Here is a 23322-nt window from a genome sequence, read left to right on the forward strand (position 1 = left end):
GGTTAGCGGGCAGGGAAACGGGGTGTCAGACTGGGGGCCGGTGCGGCAGGGGCAGAGGCCGTACCGGCGGCAACGGGCTGGAAACCCACTTCGCATTCTTCCAGTTGCTTACTGAACAGGATGATGTTGTCTTGCTTGGTCCAGAGCACCCGTTTATCATCATACATCATCCGGTAAAAATCAGCCGCCTGCGCAAAGGCCCGGTATGATGCTACGTCTGGATTCTGGCCGTAGATGCGTCGGATATCATCAATCTGGTTATCGATGTCGGCCTCTACGAAGAGGGCGGTCATGGCAGGGCGGTAGGTAGCGATCGTGTGGTGGGCCGAGTCGAGCAAAGGCAGGTATCGCTCCTGCTGTTGCAGAATGGTCTGCTGCCGCCGTATCCGGTCGGCCAGATAGACTGCATTCGTTGTCGGAAAGTCATAGGAACGATACAGAACCCATCCTGCCAGGCCGCCCAGGATCAACGTACCTGCGAGCAGATACGCAAAAAGGAATTGCCGTTCGTTAACCCGAAATCCAAAAATCGTGAGCATAATGCGTAGTCATTAGGTGGTCGTCAGGCTGCGCTGTCGGTGGTGGTCATTGGGTGGTCATTGGTAGCAAAACGATTCATGGCTACCAATGACAGCGCAGCCTGATGACCACTTGATACTGGTTACCTTGCCTGTCGCTCGCGTTGTTCGCAGTTCGATAGCTCGCGGCGAATACCCAGTACATTGGTTTCAACGCTGCGGATCGAATCTTTCAGTAAAAGCATCTGGTTCACGTAGCCATTTAATTTATGGTATACCGCAAAGGCTTTTTCGTTGCCGGGATGATCGGCGATGAGTTGACCAATCGACTCTTTTTGCTGGCTGATCAGCCGTTGCATAGGGCGATCATAGCGAATCAGGTTTGTATTCAGTAACCGCATGTGTTTATACAGCGAGTCGGTCTGTTCGGCTAGTTGCCGTTGCACATACAGCACTTCATCATACCGGGCTTTGTCGGCGCTTAATTGGTTGATCTGTTGCGACAGTGCGCGCAGAAACCCGTAGACGCTGGCCAGCACCACACAGATGAGCAGGATAAATCGCCAGAGAAAATGCCAATAGGCCTTCATGATGGCCTGGTTGTTCAATGCGCTCATAGACCGTTTAGCGAATAAAGCCCGATGCCTGGCACCGTCCGGCGTTGGATTGGGGGTATTGACTGTATTTTTAGTTCGGTATCCAATTGGCTTCCTTTCTGATTATGACCCAGCCCGCTTCTTCCCAGACGCCGCAGCCCGACTATGTGCTCGACCAGCTTGACCTCGACCTTCGGGCCGATCTGGTCGCTGCTGATCTGTTGAGCCGGATGTTGCCGCTCGATAAGCTGATTATGAATCCGACTGGTCCGGATGCCCGTTCCTATTCGAAAGACCATAATCCGCTTACATCCTGGCTTATCGATGGCTCCGTGGCTCCCTACTGGCGGCTTGATACACCCCGCGAAGGACTCTACGATCAGTTGCCTCCTTACCTGTTCCATGCCCCCGGCCCAGGTGATGCTGGAACAATGCGCGATACGTTCGATGTCGACAGTATTCTTGATTCGGTTCAGCGAACCCATGAAATTGAACGGGAGGCACGGCAGTTTTTTCTTCCGTTTGACACCGAACTGAATTACCTGCGGGTGCTGCGTGCCCTTCGCGACCAGCAAAACGACCGTCTCGAAAATGCCGACACGCTGATTGACCAGTTTGCGGTTGGATGGCCGATTTTGAACAGCCTGGATCCGCTGCAGCGCGGTTTGTTCGTGCAATTGCTCCCTCTGATCCACCAGCTCAGAAGTAATCTCAACTGGGTTGGCCGATTTTTGAGTATGCTCTTTGCGGTACCCATGCGCCTCGATAGCGGTCGACACCTGAACCGTCCCGCGGTTACCGACAACGTATCGTCGCTCGATGGATGTCGTCTGGGCATTGATGCGATCATGGGAAATTCGTTCGATGACGGCCGGAACGGAATTCGGCTGACGATCGGCCCCGTTCCCGACGAGCGTGTAGTCGATTTCCTGCCCCACACCGGCACCATGCGCCTCATCGACGATCTGCTGGCCTATTTTCTTCCTGCCACCAACGAGGTATCGCGAGTCGTGCTGACTGAGCGCCCCACAACCCCGGCTCCGAACCGGGTTGATTTCCTTGGATTTAACAGTTATTTGTAACATACTACTGTTTATCAGGGAGTTATTGATTTTGAAGCCGCCGCTTTTCGAAGCCATTGGCCCCGTTCACTGTCTGTAAGCACACGTACTGTTCCGGGCATACCAGGCGTTACCAGCAACGTATATTTCTCCTGAATAACCCCCGCTTCGTTTCGGAGTACATACAGATAGAGCGCCGGTTTGTCAGGGTACGGAATGCCCGAAGGCCACACAACGTCATTTCGCCGCGTGATCTCTCTGAAAATCAGCACGTCGATAGTTGGGGGTACTGGCGGTATGGCCGAAACCGACTGCGGTTTTGCAGGTACGTTGCTTTTCGTCGCTGCGCCCTTTTTGCTCCGCCTTACTACCGTCGAATGCCGGTTACCCGAACCGGAAACAGCCGTTTTGGGATTGGCCGTGGCTGGGGCTGATCTGGCAAGGCGAACCTCATAAATATCGACTGTCAGTGGACTGCGCTCACGGACAATATCAACGCGTACGGCTTCACGTTTATAAAAACGGATGGTGCCTGATACCGCCGGGCTAACACAGGATTGGCCGGTCTGATCGCGACGGGAGGCCTGAATAGTATAGTAAAATTGAGCCGTAGAGTCGGGAACTTTCATACCTGATAACCAGGGTAAAGCCCGCCCGTTGGTGGTTCGTTCGTCAATCAGTTTATTGCCGGGCAGTGAATAGAGCCGCAGCGTGAACGATTCATCGGAGGTGTAAACCGGCGCGCCGCTATACCAGACAAAACTGGGCTCCGGCTGCTTATCCACATCGTACGTAAGCACCTGATTTGGCAAAATGGGTGAATAGCAGCCGGGCAGAATAGGGGGTACGCTACCCGATCGGCGACCACGAATGGCGAGCGACGCACTTACCTGAACCGAGTAGCCAACGAGCGCTCGTGAAAAGGAGAAAAACTCACCCTCGGGACCGTCGGCATTGTAGGTTAGCTTGCTCAGGAATCCAACGGCTTTAAGGCCCAGCCGAACTGATTGTGACATGGTTCGTTCGAGGGCAAGACCACCCGTGAGGCCGGGTCTAAACCGATCAGCAGCGGGTGAAAAGCGAAAAAGTAGCCGTTCGTTGGTTTTATCATAGGCCCCGGTAATGGGTGCATCATTGAAAAAAAGACCTCCCCGAAGATTTGCCGACCCTGTTATCCGTCTTCCCAACGGCAGGCGAATAACGGGCCCTGTAACCAGATGAAAAGAGTGCAGATTGGCCGGTTCCAGCAATCCGACCTGATCAAGCGGCTGGTTTAACAGAGCCAGCGCCTCACGAATGTAAGCTTCATTCTGCCGTTGAAGACTAAAACCAAAATAGCCCGCTTCGAGGCCCAGCCCAAACTTGCGTTTCAGGAAATAATCGGCCGAGAAAGCCAGCCATGGCCCCGGTGCACCAAAAAACTTATTCGTATAGATGGTGCGCTGGTATTGACTGGTCAGGCCCACGTTCAGCCCCAATTCCCAGTATCCATGAAACGGCGGCAGGCCGGCGGCGACGGTTGTTGGAAGGTGTCGGCAACAGGTGTCGGTTGAAAACTGGGCGTTGGCTACCGATGCGCACCCCAGCCAGCAGGCCAGCATCAGTAGCCGGTGTAGCGGTAGTGCGATCATGAAACTATAGTTGGTTCGGTCACAAAGAAGCGGTACTGATTGACCTGCCCTGAGCGACTGATAAGCTTGGCTTTCAGGCTGGAGTTTAGGGTGTACCAGTCTTTTTGAGTAAGCTGACAGGTTGGTGCAGGAGTCAGGTAGAGGTCAATAGTACGGAGCAGCCCCTCTTTAGGCTGGGTGCCAACGGCCACGCCCTTTCGAATGGTTACGTCGGCGAGCAGATCAGACAGTTCTGCTTTGATGAACGACCGTATATCTTCCATCGTCACAATTCGGTCGCGGCTCATCAGCGCATACCGGTATGCATCGAGCTGATTGGCTGCTTTCAGCTGATTGCGGCCGCCGAGGGTAGAGGTAAGCAGCCGACAATGGTCCACCAGCAAATCGGCCATATTATGCGGCAGCAGTGCGGTTCCGGCAGGAATGTTATTGGCTGGTTCACCGTCAATTGTCCAGTAGCTGACTTCCAGCGTGTCGCCGTCTTCCTGAGGTTTAACCATCAGGTAATGGGGCAATTCCCGCGTGGCTCCTTCCTGTTGCAGCAACAGCATTTCCAGTTGCTGTAACCGTTCGTTCAAATCACGGGCGTGCAATAGTACAGCATCCTGTCCGTAGGCCGTGAATGCTACCGACTCATCGCGCAGGACTTCCAGCAGGTAGTGAAGGTGCTCACGGGCGTCGCGGGCATCGAACCGCTCTACGCCACCTCGCCGAAGGGCGTAACAACCCGTTGGCAACCGATCTGCCTGCCTGAAGGGAAAGGGTGTAAACACCCGGTTCCGGCTGTCGATCAGTGAGCGAACAGCCAGAAATGTTTCGTTCTGATTAACCGGTAGCGGCAGAATGTTATGAACAATCCGGGTGCGGTAGGTGAGTCGGTTCAGCTTCCGGTTCATCACCGGAAACGCGTTGATGCAAATGTCAACCGATCGCAGGGCATCTTCATCAAAAAGTGCCGGCAGCGTAACCGACAGCCAGACAATCTCCGGATCGTTGAGGTTCATCAGGGCTTCAGGCGGGAAGCAGCCTGAAAACTCGGCAGGATACATGCGCCGAGCCGCGTTGATCTGCTCTGAATAATCGCCGAGTGGTTGGCGCAGGTGAACGAACCGGCTATGGTAGGTACGTTTCACATCCATTTCCAGCAATTGATCAACTTCAAAGGGCGTCAGTAGCCTATCGTGCTGGTGCGACGCACTCCTGTTTTCGAAACTCGACGTACCTGCCAGTTCAACGGCGGGAATCTCCATTCCGGGCGTAACCAGATTCGGCGATGGATCATAGTTGAAGCCGGCTTCTGATTTGATGCGTTGGCCGTTCAGATACCAGTGGCTCAGAGCCAGCAGGTCATAGATAGTGTCGGTGCGTACGGGACCCGTCTGGTTGGGCCAGTTCATGTAGAATGTAAGCCGGTCGAGTGAGGTAAGTTCTGAAGTCAGTCGCAGTCCGAGCCAGAGTGTGTGCGGCTGCAGTCGCTGGCGGTTCGGTCCGGACCGGGCCATCAAAACCTTGCCTACTTCCGGATCATTGCGAAACAGGCAATCGGCCGCGGCAATGTACTGCACCTCTCCATCAATGAGTTTAACCGTATCTGCGGGACTGAAAAAGAGGTCTTGCCGACTGTCGAGTTCGCCGTATGGCTTGGAGGCAAATCGTTTCGACGTGTAGAAGTGATGATCGGGCAATAAGTACCCTACGGCTTCGGCGGGTTTCGCCTGCATAACGGCATGGGCCGGGCGTGGAACGGTCAGTAAGTCAGGTGTAAGCAGCGAAGCCAGCTTATCGAGCAGGCCCACTTCCGAATCGAGGTATTCGTTACTGATTTTATTAAGCTCGTTCGCCAGCGTATCCATCAGCAGGCGAACGAACGGATCGAGATGGCTCAGGCTACGCACTCCCCAGAGATGCATCACATGCTGGAGCATCCGTTGCCGAATGGATTCTTTCGTGAACTGATCGCGGTAGGTGCTGAAGGGCATAACTGAAACAGGAAATTGGCTACCGGCCCGACAGGGTGCCCAGCAGCAGACGGGTGGTGAATCGGAAAGGTTCGTTGGTCATTTGCACGGTAGCAGACACACTCACATCGGCCAGCCGACGGGTATTCCCTGGTAGTCCGTCGATACCGGCTGACGATTGTATGACAACGCGCACGGTAACATCCCGGAGTCTGGGCTCCTGCTGTTTAATGGCCTCCGTCAGCGATTTGGTCAGTTCAGCCTCCCAGGTATATTGGTTCACGGTATGGTCGAACTCGGTATCCCAGATCGAATTACCAAAAGCCGGATCGCTTCGCAGCTCGTTGAAGCGTGAATGCAGCAACATGTTCAGAAACTGGGCGATCGACGCGCCGATGTCGCAAGTAGGCAGATCAGTACCCGTCATCAGCCTGCTTAGCCGAATGGGGTAGCGGTAATATACGTGGCTCATAGGATGGAAGAGGGCAGGTTACGTGGCAGCTAATGGCCGAAATAATAGCCTAAATTGGCCTATTTGCGGTTAACACAGTTGCCATGTTACTGATATATATTGGGCGGTATGGTAGTATATACTGAGCGGTTTGTTTACGCTGAAACGACACCGGAAATAAGGTGAACTTTGTTTCTGATATGAGCAAGACCGCAACCATCTCTATAGAAGGTACCCGGATAGAAGGGATTCGCCATCTGATCATCGAGCAGTCGATTCATACGTATCATACGTTTGAACTGGCTATCGAGCACGAACGACTGAATGACCACTTTTCCATTAATCCGAAGTTTGGTCCGTTTCTAGGCAAGAACATCTCTATAAGTATTGCCGGAGAAGGGAACATGCCCAAGCTAACGTTCGAAGGAATCATTGCCGAGGAAGGTCTATTTCAGCGCGATGATGAATTCCGGGGTGAGATTGTGTTTCGGGGGCACGGGCAACCGTATCAGCTGGATAGCCTGCCCGGTATCAGTATGTACGTCGATAAATCACCTACCGATATTGCCAACGCGTGCCTTGCCGGGTATAAGAAGACGAAAAAAGTTGTCTCAGTTGTTGGCCCAACAGCGGCAATTCCGTACTGCGTTCGTTACCGGGAGACCTACTGGAATTTCTTACGCCGATTGGCCTACGACTACGGTGCCTGGTTTTATTACGACGGGCAGGTGCTGAATTTTACGCAGACTCCAGGCTCGGCACCACCCGTGAAGTTGACTTTTGGGGCCGACCTAACCTGGCTACGAACCGGGAGCCGTGCGGTAGCACTGCACCATAAACAGATCGATTATTTCTCCGAAACACACACGAATCAGACAGCCGAAGGAATGGCCAATCCACTCCTGTTTGCTACTATGGACGAGCTGTTTCAGACGGGGCATCGGAAATCGAATTTAGCGGCTGATGTGGCTCCGCTGGCGCTCAACAGATCTGAGTCACAGAAATCACTGACCCAGTTTACCACTGGACGAACCGTTATACCCGGCATATCGCCAGGTACGTCGCTTCAGATTGGCGCAACCTTGTCGGGCGATCAGATTGGCGAGTTACACGTGCTGTCGGTGCGGCATGTCTTGGATCAGATGGGCGATTACTACAATGAATTTGAAGCTACCTCGGGCGATTTTAAACGCATGCCTCCAGACGTGCTCCATCGCCCTCAGGTTGGCCCTCAGCTGGGTGAGGTGACAGACAACAAAGATCCCAAAAACCTGGGCCGGGTAAAGGTTCGTCTGGAATGGATGGATAGCGGCACAACCCCCTGGATCAGGACGGTCATGCCCAGTTTCGGCAAAGGAGAACGACCCGTAAAAAACCGTGGCTTCCAGTTCGTGCCCGATGTGGGTGACCAGGTGCTGGTTGCCTATGAGCAGAACGACCCCGACCGGCCGGTGGTAATGGGTGCATTACCTCATTACGTCAACGCGGGCATGGATACCCCCGCCGTGAAAGAGCACCACATCAGCGTAATGAGTGGCAGCATTCTCCGCTTTGTTGACACCGCCACGGTACATGAATTTCATATGGAGGTGAACCCCCAAAATACGATCTTCATCAAGGTCGACAGCAGTATGGGTACCATCACGGTGAAATCAAACGATAAAATACGAATCGAGGCCACCAACCAGATCGACATCGAGGCCATGACCATCAACATCAAGGGGCAGAATGTGAACATCAATGGTAGTATCAAAGTAGACGTAAAAGGAGGGGAAATTGCCGAAAAAGCCACAGGGCCAGCTTCTTTTGAAGGGGCAACGGTTGATATAAAAGCCACGAGTACGCTCAACGCCACGGGGGCCATGACCAAAGTGGCAGGAACGGGCATGGCAACTCTGGAATCGTCGGGTATCACCACGGTGAAAGGCTCGATGGTGATGGTGAACTAATGGAAACGGCAACGTACCCAGTCGCAATTTTAGCCCTTCAGCATGCCCTCGGGCAGGAGAAGGAGTCAGCTATACGGCAGGCGGTCGGCCAGTGCCTGATGAGTATGGAGGTGGTGGCTCATCCGATCCTGGGCGGTGGTATGTTTATGATGGCCGGCCATTATTTCCTCCGGCAAAAGCAGTATGCCGACGCCCGGACGCTGTATCAGCAGGGAAACAAAGTTTACTCAGATGCCTATGCGCTGGCGATACCAGGCGCAGACTGGCTGTGCGTTCAGGCCATGCTTTGTGAAGCGCAAACGTACTATCGGGCCGGAAAGCACCCCCAGGCTTTACGCGTGTGGCAGGATACGCACCGTTTCGCATCCGCCCTGCCCGACCCGTCGCCATTAAGCATAGAAGTAGCTGTCCGACTGGCAGAAGCCTACCGGCGAGACGGCCAGCGCCGCCAGTCGGTGGCGTTATACGAAGAAGCGCTGACCTTGGCCGAATGGCTGCCCAGGTCACTTTGCCCGGTACCCTTATTACACGTGGTGCATAAAAATTACCTGCCGCTCCTGGATATTACGCACGACCGCCGCCGCCTTCAGGTACGTATCGATACGTTACTTAAAGAGCCTGATGTAGTGTAGCTGGGGGTAATATGGGCTTTATGGCTGCATAAACACGCCACTGACGCGCATTGCTGAACAATACAACGGGGCTATCGTTCGGATACTAAAACCAGGATAACGCGGATATGGACCGCGACGCCTGACGGAGGCATACAAATGACAAGTGAACGAATAGGTATCGGCCAACTTTGGCTCCTGATACTGCTGTGGCTGAGTGGAGGAGTTGTTGCGGCACAGAGTCGTGTTCTTGATCATAATGCCATTGGCTGGTATACGTACAATGGCGATCATAAAATCAGCAAGAACTGGGCAATACATACCGAATATCAATGGAGGCGCATCGAGCTGATACGTACCTGGCAACAATCGCTGGCCCGGTTGGGGCTGGTTCGCAGCCTGAGTGACCGCGTAAAGGCTGGTGTGGGCTATACCTATTTTACAACCTTTCCATATGGTAAATATCCGCAGGCCGATGCGGGTGTGCCCTATTCAGAACATCGCATACACGAGGATATTCAGTTTAAAAGCAGCTACGGAACGCTTGACCTGACGCAGCGTTTCCGGCTGGAACAGCGCTGGCTTGCGACCTTGTCGGAACAAAATCCTCGACAGGTAGCTGACTGGGAATTTCAGAACCGTATTCGGTACCAGATTGCCGGTGAGTTGCCGCTGAGTGGCCCCACTATCGACGATGGGGAGTTCTACCTGAACTTCTTTGATGAAGTGTTTATTGGATTTGGCCAAAACGTCGGGCAGAATATTTTCAATCAAAACCGGCTCTCCGGCGGGCTAGGTTACCAGTTCGGCGACAACCTGCAGATCGAGCTAAATTACCTGAATCAGGTGGTTCAGCATGCTGACCTTGACCAGACGACTGGCAAGCCGGTCTTCGAGATCAATAATGGCTTTCGGCTGAATCTGGTCTACAACATTGATTTTACAAAGGAGTAAGAAAGGGTGTCAGGAATGTCATGATACCCCCCTCATGTTGGCGTTTTTGCAGGTCTGTCGCTTCGGCCGTTACGGGTATTTTTGTCAGGTAATCTCTTAAACAACAGATACATGGCAACGAAGATCTTTGTAAACCTTCCCATTAAAGAGCTCAAGCGCTCTGTCGAATTCTTCACTAAACTTGGCTATCAGTTCAACGCCCAGTTTACCAATGAAACCACAACCAGCATGATTATCAGTGATGATATCTATGTGATGCTGCTGGAAGAGCCGGTTTTTAAGTCATTCACGAAGAAAGCTATTGCCGATACCACTCAAACTGCCGAGATGATCATAGCGCTGTCTGCCGATAGTCGTGAGGCGGTGAACGAACTGGTCAGGAAAGCGGTGGATGCCGGGGCCACAACGCCGACCCCTCCACAAGACCACGGATTTATGTATGGTCATGGCTTTCAGGATCTGGATGGGCACCTTTGGGAAGTATTCTTCATGGAGCCGGACTATGTGCACAAGCAAGGTTAGAATGGTTGATTCGCACTGAAGAGAGTTGCTGACGCTGAGCCCTCTGATCAGAGGGCTCAGCGTCAGCAATACACAAAACTACTTCCTGAATGGATGACCTAACCAGATGAGCAGTAGGGGCATCAGTAAAAAAGGAATCTCGGTCAGGGCGATTTTGAGGTTACCAACCCGCAGGGAATAGGCCATGATGAGCAGAATGATGATGGCATTTAGCAGGTTCCCGACAAAGAACGTTTGCGGAAACAGTACCAGGCCACCAACTGCCAGCGATGCGATGCTGATAACCAGCAAAATTGGCCTACTGATCTGTAAATCAGCCATCATCTTCGCCTCTTCGGGGCTGACGTTTCCCGATATTCCGCCCCAGCCGTGCTTAACACTAAGCAAGGCCGTGACCAGAATAAGCGCGCTACTGATGAGTTTCATGGTGAGGCTGGTCATCTGCTTACAGATTCATGCCGCCCGACACCTCAATACGCTGCGCGTTGATCCAGCGGGCTTCTTCGGTACACAGGAAAGCAACTACGCCGCCGATATCGTCGGGAAGACCGACACGACCGAGTGCCGTTACTGAGGCTATGTGTTTGTTTACGTGTTCGTTGTCGCGCACAATGCCGCCGCCGAAATCGGTTTCAATGGCACCGGGTGCAACCACGTTGACGGTTATGCTGCGAGAGCCAAGCTCGGCGGCCATGTACTTAGTCAGTGTTTCGATAGCGCCTTTCAATGAGGCATAAACGGCATAGCCAGGACTGGTGAAACGAGCTAATCCGGTTGAGATATTGATAATCCGCCCACCGTTATTCAGGAGAGGAAGTAAGTGCTGGGTTAGGAAAAAGACGCCCTTGAAGTGAATGTTTGTCAACAAATCAAAGTCATCAGTAGTGGTTTTGCCAATCGGGGTGTTGGCCGCAATACCCGCGTTATTGATCAGAAAATCGAACCGGTCAGTGCCGAACGTTTCCTTTAACGTGGCCGTAAACTGACTAACGAACGTATCGAAACCAGATACATCGCCGGTATTCAACTGCAGGGCGGCGGCTTTCTGGCCAAGCTGCTGAATGTCAGCGACAACAGCCAGGGCTTCATCGGCTCTGGCGTGGTAGGTAAGAATAACGTTGATTCCTTTCCTGGCGAGGCTCAGCGCCATGTTTTTTCCGAGTCCGCGGCTACCGCCGGTTACCAGGGCAATTTTCGGGTTTTGTTCCATTTTTAGTCGTGTAATTAATGGAACAAAGGTCAGCCAGGAATGGCGTCAATTGGTTGCAAACATCAATCGGTTGCTTGCAAAAATCAAATCCTTCCGCTTAAGCCCGGTAGGCAAGTGGCGAAAAAGAGGTCTGCTTCCTGAAAAAGTTCGAGAAATGGGCTACCTCTTCGAAGCCCAGGCAGTAGGCTATTTCTGAAATGGTCCAGTCGGTTTGTTTTAGCAGAATCTTGGCTTCCTGTACAACCCGGCTGCCGATTAAAACGGTGGTTGTTTTACCCGTATTTTCTTTCAATACTTTGTTGAGGTGATTAACATGTACCGACAGTCGGTTGGCATATTCATTGGCCGTACGCAGGCTGAGCTTTTGTTGCGGTGACTCGATCGGAAATTGTCGTTCAAGCAGTTCGATAAACAGCGATGAGATGCGGGCCGACGCCGTATGGGTCGGATACATCGATGTGGCAGGCTGGAGCTTCTGGCCGTAATGAATCAGTTCGAGCACATAATTCCGCAGCAGATCATACTTGAACGCATAGTCTGAGGAGAGCTCTTTATGCATTTTCCTGAAGATAAACGCTATCTCTGATGCTTCCTCGTCGGAGAGCTGAAAGATGGGGTACCCGCCGGGCTTGAAGATGGGCAGTTCATCCAGCACAACGCCGCTCTTCGATTGCACAAGGAATTCTTCCGTAAACAGGCAAAAATGGCCGGCCTGATTGTCATCTTGCGGAAGCCAGTGATACGGCACTTTAGGTGTGCCAAACAAAAGCGCATTCTGTTCGATCTCGACGACCTTGTCTGCATATTCCGCCCGGTTATGCCCGCTGATAAAGCTGATCTTGTAATAGGCTCGCCGGTTGTAGGGCATCCCGATCGGTTTCTTCTTGTTTGCGGCAATCAGATCGGCCACACTGAATACATTGAAGTGCCCAATCTCTTTACCGAGGCCCTGCGGAATGAGCGTGGCAATCTCATTGTAAAAGTCTTCCAGCGACGTAGTTTCCATTTCTCTATTTGTGAAATTCAAATAAAGGTAGGTCAAATTGGTTCGTTTGTGTAAAAATCGACGAGTTCGAGCTGTTGGTTTACCGATGGGCTGCACCGGGCAGATAAGTCGCCTTCAGTATAAGGTTGGGTGTAGAACCGGCCAGGTACGTTGCCACTAACCGCCTGGCTGATTCCCCGGCCCGGTAATTAACTTTTCCACTGCCAGTCAAGAATCTCTGGCATGTCTTTGCCGTGGCGGGTGATGTAGTAGTGGTGGTCAACGAGTTTGTCTTTTAGACTTTGTTTCAGGTATGCCCCTCTGTTTCCCAGTTGAGGGAGCCGATCCAGCACATCGATCACGAGGTGAAAGCGATCCAGTTCGTTCAGAACGGTCATGTCGAATGCCGTGGTGATGGTGCCTTCCTCCTGATAGCCACGAACATGCATGTTGCTGTTATTAGCCCGGTTGTAAGTGAGTCGGTGAACGAGCCAGGGGTAGCCGTGGAAAGCAAAAATTACCGGTTTGGTTTTGGTGAACAGGGCATCATAATCGGCGTCGCTCAGGCCGTGCGGGTGTGCTGTATTCCGTTCCAGCTTTAACAGATCAACTACGTTTACGACCCGAATTTTAACGTCGGGCAGATGTTCGCGTAAGATGGAAACGGCGGCCAATGTTTCAAGGGTAGGTACGTCTCCGCAACACGCCATGACAACATCTGGCTCGGCACCGTCATCAGTACCGGCCCATGCCCAGATACCAATACCTTCGGTACAGTGTCGTCGGGCGGCATCGATGGTTAGCCATTGGGGGGCAGGGTGCTTACCCGCCACAATCACGTTCACGTAATGACGGCTGCGAAGGCAATGATCCATTACCGACAAGAGGCAGTTGGCGTCTGGAGGCAAATAAACGCGAACAATAGATGCCTTTTTGTTAATCACATGGTCAATGAAACCAGGGTCCTGGTGCGTGAATCCATTGTGGTCCTGTCGCCAGACAGTCGATGTCAGAAAGTAATTCAACGAGGCAATTTTTCGTCGCCAGGGTAACTCCATCGATGTCTTCAGCCATTTGGCATGCTGATTGAACATCGAATCAACAATATGAATAAACGCTTCGTACGAATTAAAGAGGCCATGACGGCCGGTGAGCAGGTAGCCTTCCAGCCAGCCTTCGCACTGGTGTTCACTCAACATCTCCATAACACTTCCCGATGAAGCCAGAAATTGATCGTTCTCCCGTTCGTCGGCCATCCACTGACGATTTGTAACGCCGAAAACGGCCTCCAGCCGGTTCGACAGGGTTTCGTCGGGACCAAATACTCTGAAGTTTCGGGGGCTTTGATTGTCGGAAATGATTTTCGCCAAAAACTGACCGACCACCTGCGTATCGCTGGCCAATACGCTTCCCGGAGCAGGTACGCCAATGCCGAAATCGGTAAAGTCTGGCATGTGCAGGTCGCGCAGCAGAAGGCCGCCGTTTGCTACCGGATTGGCACCCATCCGGCGGTTACCTCGCGGGGCTTGCGCGGCCAGTTCGGGCACCAGGCGTCCATGCTCATCAAAAAGTTCGTCAGGTTTGTAGCTGCGTAGCCAGTTTTCGAGTTGTGTTAGGTGCTCTGGGGGCGAGGTGGCTGATATGGTGATGGGAATCTGATGGGCCCGAAACGTGCCTTCATTGGGCTTGCCGTCTACCTTCTTCGGACCAGTCCAGCCTTTGGGCGATGTTAACACGATAACTGGCCAGCGGGGGCGTGTCGTATCTCCCTCGTGCCGGGCGGCAAACTGACACTGTTGCAGGTGGTTGATAGCCTCATCAAGCGCCGTTGCCATAGCTTCGTGCATCAGGTTGGGCTCGTTTCCGGTTACATAATAAGGTGTCCAGCCATAGCCTCGAAGTAGTTGATCCAGTTCATTGTGCGAAATGCGGGCCAGTACGGTTGGGTTCGAAATTTTATACCCGTTCAGGTGAAGAATGGGCAACACCGCCCCGTCGGTGGCAGGATTTAGAAACTTATTGGAATGCCAGGCGGTGGCTAATGGGCCGGTTTCGGCTTCACCATCGCCGATGACGCAGGCAGCAATCAGGTCAGGGTTATCAAATACCGCCCCAAAGGCGTGGCTGAGCGAGTAGCCCAGTTCGCCTCCTTCATGAATTGAGCCGGGCGTTTGCGGCGAGGCATGACTTGATATGCCACCGGGGAATGAAAATTGACAGAACAGCTTTTTAAGGCCCGTTTCGTCCTGAGTAATAGCTGGATAAACCTCAGAATAGGTGCCTTCCAGATAGGTATTGGCAACGACAGCCGGGCCTCCATGACCGGGCCCCGACAGGTAGATCATGTTTAGGTCAAAGGCCTTGATGACTCTATTGAGGTGAGCATAGATGAAATTTTGCCCAGGTGATGTGCCCCAGTGACCAAGCTGTTGTGATTTGACATGTTCAAACCGTAATGGCATGCGCATCAATGGGTTATCGCGAAGATACAGCTGACCGACCGACAGATAGTTGGCCGCCCGCCAGTACGCATCAATCAGATACAGTTCGTTTGCTGTCAGGTGTTTTTGTGTCGTTGAGTCGGTTTCCATAAAAATAGGTAGGATGAGTAGTAGGATTGGTCAGTCTGCCAGCTGTTGCCAGACGGTTTGGGCAATGAGCAACTCTTCGTCGGTGGCGATAACACGAACAGTAACCTGGCTATCTGACGCTGAGATCACAGCTGCATGGTCAACGTTCTGCTTTTCATTCAGAACAATGCCCGCATAACCAAGATTGGCGCAGATACGGGACCGGATCTCCGATGCGTGTTCGCCGATACCGCCAGAAAAAACAAGCGTGTCGAGGCCGCCGAGAATGGCCATAAGACCTCCAATTGCTTTTTTGGTCTGGTAACAGAATAAGTCAACGGCTTCTGCGGCCCGAATGTCATCGGCTTGTTTATGTAGCAGGTCGAGCATGTCTGAACTTGTTTCTGAGATGCCCAGCATGCCTGATTCGTGATTGATGAGCTGATTGAACTGCCCGGACGTTAACTGTTCAGACTGCATCATGAACCAGGCAACACCCGGATCGAGATCGCCCGGGCGGGTGCCCATGGGTAAACCACCAGCCGGAGTGAATCCCATCGTGGTGTCGATGCTTTTTCCGCCCAATACGGCTGCCAGACTTGCACCGCCGCCCAGATGAGCCAGCACCACCCGACCAGTCGCCGCTTTTTCACCGGCAACCCGGCCAAGCTCCTGGATCAGGTACGTATATGACAGGCCATGAAATCCGTAGCGGCGAATTCCCTGCCTGTCGAACCGGCGGGGAATGGGGAGCAGTTGAGCCACACGGGGTAAGGTTTGGTGAAAAGCCGTGTCGAAGCAGGCAATCTGGGGGAGGGTCGGATGCCGTCTCTGGCATGCTTCGATCAACTCAATTTCGGCTGGCAAGTGATCAGGATCATACACACTGATTCGACGTAGTTCGGTCAGTAAATCAGTGGATACCCGTTCGGGAGCTACATGGTTCATGCCATGCACCACCCGATGACCAATGGCAACTACCGAAACGAAGTCGGGCAGTTTTTCCAGCCAGTCGAGCAGGAATATTACCGCCGACTGATGATCACTACCGGCTATTGCACAGCTTAATGGCTGAGCATTTATAGAGTGCGAATACGTCAGTTGAGTGCCCGGCAACCCAATGCGGCTGATCTGGCCGTGTAGCGTTCGTTCCAGTCTTCCCCCCGCCCGGTACAGGGCAAACTTGATGCTCGATGAGCCACCATTAAGTGTCAGAATGCTTTTTGTTGTTAACTTCATTGATTAAGCGGCTTGTGCCTGTTCAACCGCGCCCGACCTAAGGCGCTTGTCTAAAGCGCGAAATCGAGATTTGACAGGTCTTCGATATGCTCAGGGGCTTCAGTGCGGGCATCGTCATATATGGTCAGGAGTGGAACAGCGGGCGAAAATGCCTTTGCCCGAACATGGCTATTTGTTGCCGACGGATTTGGTCGACCTTTATACCGGGGAATCGTTACAAGCAGATCAACCGTATGGCCAGCCAGAAAATCGTCGATACCCTGTTTGGCATTTGAAGCCTGAATATGGGCTATCGTCGGATCAATTGGGCGGAGATGGTGCCTGATTAGTGCCTCCTGTTCAACATGAATGACTTTTTTGTCAGGCGTGTCGATTGTCAGCAAGGTTAGGGTGGCCCCTTTGCGTAATACCAGTTCTTTTACCGTGTCTAGTAGCTGATAGTCAGTTAGATTGGCAAAATCAATGGCCAGCACAATCTGATGGATCGGCCTGATTGGTGCCGCATCGGGAACGACCAGCACGTTTGCTTTGAGCTTGCGAATCAACGCAATGGCACTGTTGCCAAAGACAATGTCTGTGCCTTCGTCGCTGGGCCCTATCACAACAATGTCGTAGGCTTCAGCGTCGACCGATTCTTCCACAATATCATATGGTTGCCCCGGCTTGTCGGAAGACCGGAAGGTATGCCAGTCGGTAATGGTTTCATCGCGTAACGTACCAACTGCCTCGTGCAGTCTGGACATGTAACTGACTCGGGTTGTGTCTGCATCGTACCTGGGTTCATGAATGCCGTCTGGTGTATCCGGGTGCGGATACAGAAGGTGAAAGTCGGTGGCGACATCGCCAAAAAAGGCACGGGCAAAGGCAACGGCATGGCGGGAGGCTGGCGAAAAATTGGTCAGCAGGAGTACTTTTTTCATGTATGTTAGGGAGAGGGATTCAACACGTAAGGGGGTCAGAAAGCAGCCAGAACCGGGATTGTAGCCAGGCGGGCCACTTCCTGAGTAACCGATTCAAGCAGGTATGTTCGTAACCGGCTATGGGGTTTGGGCAGCATCATGATCAGATCTGCCTTGTACTGGTCGAAGTAGGTTTCCAGGGCCAGCGGAAGGTCGTATCCTGGTAAAAAGCTGAACGTATGTGGCTGATGGCGAAGAAGATCCCGGATTTTATGGGCCGCGTTCTGATCCAATTCGGTTGGATCGTCTTCGATACAAACCACATCCAGGGATACGTTTAACAATGTTGCAAACCGCAGGACTGTATCAAAAGCCAGCGCATCGATTGAGTCTGACAAGTCAATAGCCAGCACAGCATGCTGTGGTTTTTGGAATAGCGCACAGGGTGGTACCAGCAGCATAGGTACGTGGGTGCGCGGAATCAGGTCGGTGGCCAGACTGCCCAACTCTCTGGCCAGTTTTGGTTCGTCGCCCGCCACGCCCATTACCAGTAAATCGGCCTTCTGGCTGGCTGCCTCTTCCACAACGCTGGCAGATGGTGAGCCGGGCCTGGCAACCACCGAGATATCGATAAAGCCATCGGTAAGCTGAAGCATCTGCTCGCGCAAATGATTTAGCTGGTGTAACGCCCGCATGTGCTGAGCTTCGGCAGTTGAGGTGAGCCATTCCTGCGCCGGAGCGTCGTTGGGCAACGGATCATACGCGTGAATCAATACCAGCCGGGTATGAAGGTGTCGAGCCAGCGCGAGCGCATAGTCGGTAGCCCAGTGGGCACCATATGAAAAATCTGTAGCAACCAGGATCGTGTTCATAACACAGAAATGATGAAAATGTCATTTATAGTCAGTAGGTTGTGATTCATGGCCATTGAAGCTTGCTGAAACAGGGTATTTACGAAGGAATGACCACGCTTATGAACCATAAACGGACCACCTAATGACGCTAATGGCTGTAGACTTTGTAGCCCTCAATCCAGCCAACGCCAGCCAGAGCAGCCAGTGAACACCAGCCAAAGCTGGCTGACGAAACCGTCGCAAATCCGAATAATTGCTGCACTTGCGGGATAAACAACGTGGCCAGCAAGAGCACCAGTGTCAGGCCAAGCATAAGCCAGAGCAGCCAGTTTGGTGTCTTGATTGTTTCAAAAACTGACCGGGTAAATGAGCGGTTGACGAGTGTGAGCAGGATATTGCTGATTACCAGCGTGGTGAAAACCAGCGTTCTGACAACCTCGACCGACTCACCCTGATGCATGGTCACGTAGTATACACCCAGCACTGCCAGCGTGATTCCGATTCCCTGCGCGACGCTCCGAAACAGTGCAGAACCGGCCAGAAACGTGTCGGTCAACAGGCGGGGTGGTTGTTGCATCTGGCCTTGTTCAGCGGGTTCGTTTTCAAAGGCAATCGAGCAGGTTGGGCCCATCACCAGTTCCAGAAAAATGACGTGAATTGGACTAAAGATGTTCTCCCACTTCCAGCCGGCAAGCAACGGGATAGCAACCGTGAGAATAATCGGAATATGGATGGAAACGATGTAAGCAACGGCTTTTTGGAGGTTCTGGTAGATACGTCGCCCTTGCGCAATGGCGTCGATCATGCTGCTCAGGTCGTCATTGACCAGTACCAGCGACGCCGCCTGACGGGCTACCTCTGTGCCTCGTTTACCCATTGCCACACCGATGTGCGCCGCTTTCAGGGCTGGCCCATCATTCACCCCGTCGCCGGTCATCGCCACAACTTCGCCATTGCGCTTAAGGGCCTCTACTACCCGGAGTTTGGCCTCGGGGAACATGCGGGCAAATACCGCTTCGGTGATCACCTGCTGTTGCAGCGTGGCATCGTCCATGGCCATGATCTGCTGTCCGGTCACAAACGTGTCTGCACCAGCAAGACCTACCTGCCTGGCAATGGCCTGGGCTGTTTCCGGGTAATCGCCGGTGATCATCTTTACCTGAATACCCGCCTGGGTGAAAGCATTGATAACCCTGGCTGCGTTTGGCTTTGGTGGATTTTCGACCGCCACCAGGCCTAAAAAAGTCCAGCTGAACTCATCCTGCTGTGCCGGAAAATCGGGTGCCAGGTACGTTCCCTCTGCAACGCCCAACACCCGAAAGCCTTGTTCAGATAATGATTTGGTAACGTGTCGAATGCGTTCAGCAACAATAGGAGCTGGGCAGCAGACGGCCAGTATGTGTTCAACGGCGCCTTTCCCCGCCACAACCAGTTCACCCCCTGGCGCTTGCCGAACATGCGTCATCATGGGTGGTGTGCCAGCCAGCGGATATTCGTGAACCAGCGGGTACGTACCTGGGGCGTCGGGCAGATTTGCGGCAGAGCAGGCATCAATAATAGCCTTCTCCATCGGGTCGAAGGGGACGGTTTCGCTGGCCCACCGCGCAAAGGCCAGTACTGTTGATGCTGTTTCTGATAAGGAGTTGTGCTGTGTCGGGTTTAGGGGCACCAGCTGATCAATAGCTCCGTCGTATAGCTGCCTGACGGCCAGGCCATTCTGTGTGATGGTGCCGGTTTTGTCGGTGCAGATAACGGTGGCTGAACCAAGACTTTCTACCGTTTGGGGCTGTTTAGTCAGCACGCCCATACGACTGAGGCGAACGGCTCCCAGAGCCATGAAACTGCTGAAGGCCACCGGAATCTCTTCGGGTAAAATAGACATGGCCAGGGTCAGGCCGAAGAGTAAGGCCGTCATCCAGTTGCCGGAATGCGCAAAGTTGATGCCCCACACCAGCAAGAAAGCACCTGCACCGATCCAAGCCATTCGCAGCACAAACTGGCTGATCTGGATCTGTAAAGGTGTTTTTTCGGTCTGGATCTTCTCGATGCTGTGCCCGATTTGGCCCAGTTCCGTTTCCTTACCGATTGCCGTTACCGTTAGCCAGGCGCTACCCGACGCCACAGTTGTGCCGGCAAAAACTGTAGCGGTAGCTGTTTTTGACACTGAAATAGATTCGCCGGTCAGTATAGATTCATCGATCGAGAAATCATTGGTATTCTCAAGGAAACCGTCGGCGGAAATTTGTTCACCTTCCTCAACCAGCACGGCATCGCCCACAACGATGTCTTCGACAGCAATAGAAAGCAACGTACCATTTCGCCGGACCTGTGCCCGCGGTTGCGTAAGATCGCGCAGGGCACCTAACGCTTTGTTGCTTCGAATGGACTGGTAAACTGAAATGCCCGAGACCAGCAACAGGGCCGCGATGAGCGTTATGGCTTCTTCGATCTGACTAACGGCAAAGTAGATGGTACAGGCCGCCACCAGTAGCAGAAACATGGGTTCCAGCACTACTTCCTTTACTGTGCTCAACAACCCAGAACCAGCGTCAACGGTCAGTACATTTCGGCCATGCTCCACCCGCGACTGCGCAACGGCGTTGTCGGTTAGTCCCAGGATCTGTGGTTCTTGTGTGATCGTCTTCATGGTAGCGAATCGAAGACAGTAGCAAACTGGGTGCGTTTTGCCGGAAGAATATGGTGACTGCGAACCGGTTTTTTTGTGCGTTTTCTGCCGATCAGTTTCTGGAGTTCAACAGCCCAGAACACCAGGCTCGATACTGCAACGGTTACCCCCATTTCAAACCAGGTGAGCGGCTGCGTATGAAAAAGTGCGTTGAAAAAAGGCAGGTAAATGACCAGCAACTGGAGCACTACTGCCAGCACCAGGGCGCCGAGCATAGGCTTATTGGCCAGCACAGAAAGGCTGAAAAAAGAAGCCCGTCGTGAGCGAATGGCAACGGCATTGCCCAGTTGGCTGAAGCATAGTACGGTAAAAGTCATGGTTTGCCAGTGTGGAATGCCCTCTGCAATGGCCCAGGCCTGTATGCCGATCGTTACCGCCCCGATCAGCAAACCAACCCAGAGAATAAACCACCCCATGCCATCGGCAAAAATGGTCAGCGTTGGGTTGGCGGGTGGCCGTTTCATACTGTTTACCTCCGAGGGTTCGTAGGCGAGTGCAAGCCCCGGCAGGCCATCAGTAATGAGGTTGATCCACAGAATATGAATGGCCAGCAACGGAATGGGCAGCCCGAACAGAGGCGCCAGGAAGATAGACCAGATCTCACCCGCGTTGCCCGACATGATGTAGCGAATAAATTTCAGAATATTGTCGAAGATGCGCCGCCCGTGCTTGACTGCTTTGACGATCGTGGCGAAGTTGTCGTCGAGCAAAATCATGTGGGCGGCCTCTTTAGCTACTTCGGTCCCTGTAATGCCCATGGCAATACCGATATCGGCATTTTTAAGGGCCGGGGCGTCATTTACACCGTCGCCTGTCATGGCTACAAACTGGTGACGGGCCTGCAAGGCGTTGATAATGCGTAGTTTCTGGGCAGGGTCAACCCTGGCGTATACCCGAACTCGTTCGACGATAGCATCGAAATCGGCTTCGTTCAGGTTGGTCAATTCCGGTCCGGTTAGCACCAGATCATCAGCTGACGACACAATACCCAGGGTTTCGGCAATGGCTTTGGCCGTCAGCTTATGGTCGCCGGTGATCATGACCGTTACAATACCCGCCCGTTTACACTTGGCAACGGCTTTTTGGGCTTCGGGGCGGGGTGGGTCAATCATTCCGGCAAACCCGATAAAAGTCAGATCTGATTCGATCGTGGCGGGAGATACACCTTCAGGCAATTCGGGTAGGAGTTTACCCGCAAAACCCAGCGTTCGGAAACCTTGTTCGGCCATCGCATTCACCCGCCTGGTCAAGTCAGGTACGTTGGCTTTTTCGGCAGTAGTGAGTTGGGTGAACAATGAACCAGCGGCGCCTTTGGTAATCACCAGAATACCGTTACCTGTCTGATGCAGTGTGGTCATGCACTTACGCTCAGCATCGAACGGCAGTTCGGCAATACGAGGGTATTGGTGCTCGAGTGCTGTGCGGTCATAGCTTTTGGCAGCGCCATACTGCACTAGCGCAACCTCGGTCGAATCGCCAATCCAGCTTCCCTGGGCGTCGGCCGTGACATCGTTGTTCAGCGTCATGGCCGTAAGCAGACTATTTTGGTCAGCTAAAACAGGCAGGCTCCCCGTCGGCGATTCATACGTTTCCTGAACCGTCATCCTGTTGAGGGTCAACGTACCTGTTTTGTCGGTGCAGATGTAGGTGACAGACCCCAGAGTTTCTACGGCGGGTAGTTTACGAACCAGCGCATGGCTTTTTACCAGCCGTTTCGCGCCCAGCGCAAGGGCAACCGTGACCAACGCGGGCAGTGCTTCCGGAATGGCGGCCACCGCCAGCGAAATGGCAATCAATAGCAGAGCTACTACCGGTTCGCCACGCAGCCAGCCAACCAGGAAAAAGAGTATACAGATACCAATGGCTGCTGCTGCCAGGCTTTTTCCGAACGTACCCAGCCGTTTCTGAAGCGGTGTGCTGATACCATCAGTCTGCACAAGTTTGGCGATTTTTCCCAACTCGGTTTTCATGCCGGTTGCCACCACGTATGCCGATGCCCGGCCGTTGGTTACGTAGGTGCCTTTGTAGCCGGTGTTCAGCCGGTCGCCGAGCGGGTAGTCGCCAGAAGGCAGCGCATCCGCATTTTTCTCGGCATTCTCCGATTCACCCGTAAGCGATGACTCATCCACTTTTAGAGCGTGCGTGTCGAAGAAGCGAACATCAGCGGGAATAACGTTGCCAGATTCCAGCTGGATCACATCGCCGGGTACCAGATCTGCCGCCGGTATACTTGCTAACTGCTTGCCCCGTAGAACCTTGGCATGGCTCGGTGCCATTTTTTTTAGGGCATCCATGGCCTGTTCGGCCTGGTATTCCTGAAAAAAACCAACCAGTGCATTCAGCACCACGATAGCCAGAATCACATAGGCAGAATTCAACTCGCCCACCAGGCCGGATATGGCTGCCGCCGCAAGGAGCACCAGAATCATCACGTCTGAGAGCTGGTGCAGCACCATCCGCCAGATCGTGTTCTGTTTGGCCTTGTCGATCTGATTCGGGCCATAGTCTGCCCGCCGCTGTTGGGCGGTATCGGTATCGAGGCCACCCGGCGACGTACCCAGCGAATGGGCTACGTCGGCAACTGGTGTTAGATGATACTCCATAGTTGGCTGTAGCGAGCGGTGGCTG

The 23322-nt window shown here is 53.2% G+C and carries 19 protein-coding genes; 5 read left to right on the forward strand and 14 right to left on the reverse strand.

The features are described from left to right. Positions 1-2 precede the first annotated feature (2 nt). Complete coding sequence (gene tssO, locus J2I46_RS01005) at positions 3-539, reverse strand: type VI secretion system TssO (RefSeq protein WP_207327062.1); 537 nt, start codon at positions 537-539, stop codon at positions 3-5. A 122-nt stretch (positions 540-661) separates the two neighbouring features. Further along, positions 662-1135 carry a type VI secretion system TssO gene (locus J2I46_RS01010; protein WP_207327063.1) on the reverse strand — a complete coding sequence of 158 codons (474 nt, stop codon included), beginning with the start codon at positions 1133-1135 and terminating at the stop codon, positions 662-664. A 104-nt stretch (positions 1136-1239) separates the two neighbouring features. Here J2I46_RS01010 and J2I46_RS01015 point away from each other — a divergent pair, with 104 nt between their 5' ends. Further along, entirely contained in the window at positions 1240-2196 is a 957-nt protein-coding gene (locus J2I46_RS01015) for a type VI secretion system baseplate subunit TssG (protein WP_207327064.1), read from the forward strand. 14 nt (positions 2197-2210) lie between these two features. Here J2I46_RS01015 and J2I46_RS01020 read toward each other — a convergent pair whose 3' ends face one another. The 3 genes from J2I46_RS01020 to J2I46_RS01030 are packed head-to-tail and all read right to left on the reverse strand — an operon-like array spanning position 2211 to position 6236. Next, positions 2211-3806 carry a hypothetical protein gene (locus tag J2I46_RS01020; RefSeq protein ID WP_207327065.1) on the reverse strand — a complete coding sequence of 532 codons (1596 nt, stop codon included), beginning with the start codon at positions 3804-3806 and terminating at the stop codon, positions 2211-2213. Further along, positions 3803-5785, reverse strand: coding sequence for a type VI secretion system baseplate subunit TssF (locus J2I46_RS01025; RefSeq protein WP_207327066.1), 1983 nt, complete (start codon positions 5783-5785; stop codon positions 3803-3805). Before J2I46_RS01025 ends, J2I46_RS01020 begins: the two co-directional genes overlap by 4 nt. 19 nt (positions 5786-5804) lie before the next feature. Next, on the reverse strand, positions 5805-6236 hold the full coding sequence (locus J2I46_RS01030) for a GPW/gp25 family protein (RefSeq protein ID WP_207327067.1): 432 nt from the start codon (positions 6234-6236) through the stop codon (positions 5805-5807). A 179-nt stretch (positions 6237-6415) separates the two neighbouring features. On the opposite strand from J2I46_RS01030, the gene J2I46_RS01035 reads away from it, so the two are divergent. The 4 genes from J2I46_RS01035 to J2I46_RS01050 all read left to right on the forward strand — a co-directional run bounded on the left by J2I46_RS01035 (position 6416) and on the right by J2I46_RS01050 (position 10251). Further along, a complete protein-coding gene (locus J2I46_RS01035; protein WP_207327068.1) occupies positions 6416-8164 on the forward strand; it encodes a type VI secretion system Vgr family protein in 1749 nt (582 codons plus the stop codon). Continuing rightward, entirely contained in the window at positions 8164-8796 is a 633-nt protein-coding gene (locus tag J2I46_RS01040; protein WP_207327069.1) for a tetratricopeptide repeat protein, read from the forward strand. The genes J2I46_RS01035 and J2I46_RS01040 overlap by 1 nt, the downstream gene beginning before the upstream one ends. A 138-nt stretch (positions 8797-8934) precedes the next feature. Further along, positions 8935-9729, forward strand: a complete 795-nt coding sequence (locus J2I46_RS01045; protein WP_207327070.1) for a DUF2490 domain-containing protein — start codon at positions 8935-8937, stop codon at positions 9727-9729. A gap of 111 nt (positions 9730-9840) precedes the next feature. Then, entirely contained in the window at positions 9841-10251 is a 411-nt protein-coding gene (locus tag J2I46_RS01050; RefSeq protein WP_207327071.1) for a VOC family protein, read from the forward strand. Between the two features lie 78 nt (positions 10252-10329). On the opposite strand, the gene J2I46_RS01055 is transcribed toward J2I46_RS01050, so the two are convergent. The 9 genes from J2I46_RS01055 to J2I46_RS01095 form a co-directional block, all read right to left on the reverse strand. Then, positions 10330-10677, reverse strand: coding sequence for a hypothetical protein (locus J2I46_RS01055; RefSeq protein ID WP_229379429.1), 348 nt, complete (start codon positions 10675-10677; stop codon positions 10330-10332). 19 nt (positions 10678-10696) lie between these two features. Further along, positions 10697-11461, reverse strand: a complete 765-nt coding sequence (locus J2I46_RS01060) for an SDR family NAD(P)-dependent oxidoreductase (RefSeq protein WP_207327073.1) — start codon at positions 11459-11461, stop codon at positions 10697-10699. A 97-nt stretch (positions 11462-11558) separates the two neighbouring features. Next, positions 11559-12467 carry a helix-turn-helix domain-containing protein gene (locus J2I46_RS01065; protein ID WP_207327074.1) on the reverse strand — a complete coding sequence of 303 codons (909 nt, stop codon included), beginning with the start codon at positions 12465-12467 and terminating at the stop codon, positions 11559-11561. A 188-nt stretch (positions 12468-12655) separates the two neighbouring features. Next, positions 12656-15037, reverse strand: coding sequence for a phosphoketolase family protein (locus J2I46_RS01070; protein WP_207327075.1), 2382 nt, complete (start codon positions 15035-15037; stop codon positions 12656-12658). Positions 15038-15067: 30 nt separating this feature from the next. Beyond that, complete coding sequence (locus J2I46_RS01075; protein ID WP_207327076.1) at positions 15068-16255, reverse strand: acetate/propionate family kinase; 1188 nt, start codon at positions 16253-16255, stop codon at positions 15068-15070. A 50-nt stretch (positions 16256-16305) separates the two neighbouring features. Further along, the gene (locus tag J2I46_RS01080; protein ID WP_207327077.1) at positions 16306-17175 is read right to left on the reverse strand and encodes a universal stress protein; all 870 of its coding nucleotides are present in this window, start codon (positions 17173-17175) and stop codon (positions 16306-16308) included. Between the two features lie 35 nt (positions 17176-17210). Next, positions 17211-18026: a universal stress protein gene (locus J2I46_RS01085; RefSeq protein ID WP_207327078.1), complete on the reverse strand. Its 816-nt coding sequence runs from the start codon at positions 18024-18026 to the stop codon at positions 17211-17213. A 130-nt stretch (positions 18027-18156) separates the two neighbouring features. Further along, on the reverse strand, positions 18157-20655 hold the full coding sequence (locus J2I46_RS01090) for a cation-translocating P-type ATPase (protein ID WP_207327079.1): 2499 nt from the start codon (positions 20653-20655) through the stop codon (positions 18157-18159). After that, positions 20652-23297: a cation-translocating P-type ATPase gene (locus J2I46_RS01095; protein WP_207327080.1), complete on the reverse strand. Its 2646-nt coding sequence runs from the start codon at positions 23295-23297 to the stop codon at positions 20652-20654. The genes J2I46_RS01090 and J2I46_RS01095 overlap by 4 nt, the downstream gene beginning before the upstream one ends. Positions 23298-23322 lie beyond the last annotated feature (25 nt).

Source organism: Fibrella forsythiae, from assembly GCF_017353175.1.
In the GTDB taxonomy this organism is placed as follows: Bacteria; Bacteroidota; Bacteroidia; order Cytophagales; family Spirosomataceae; genus Fibrella; species Fibrella forsythiae.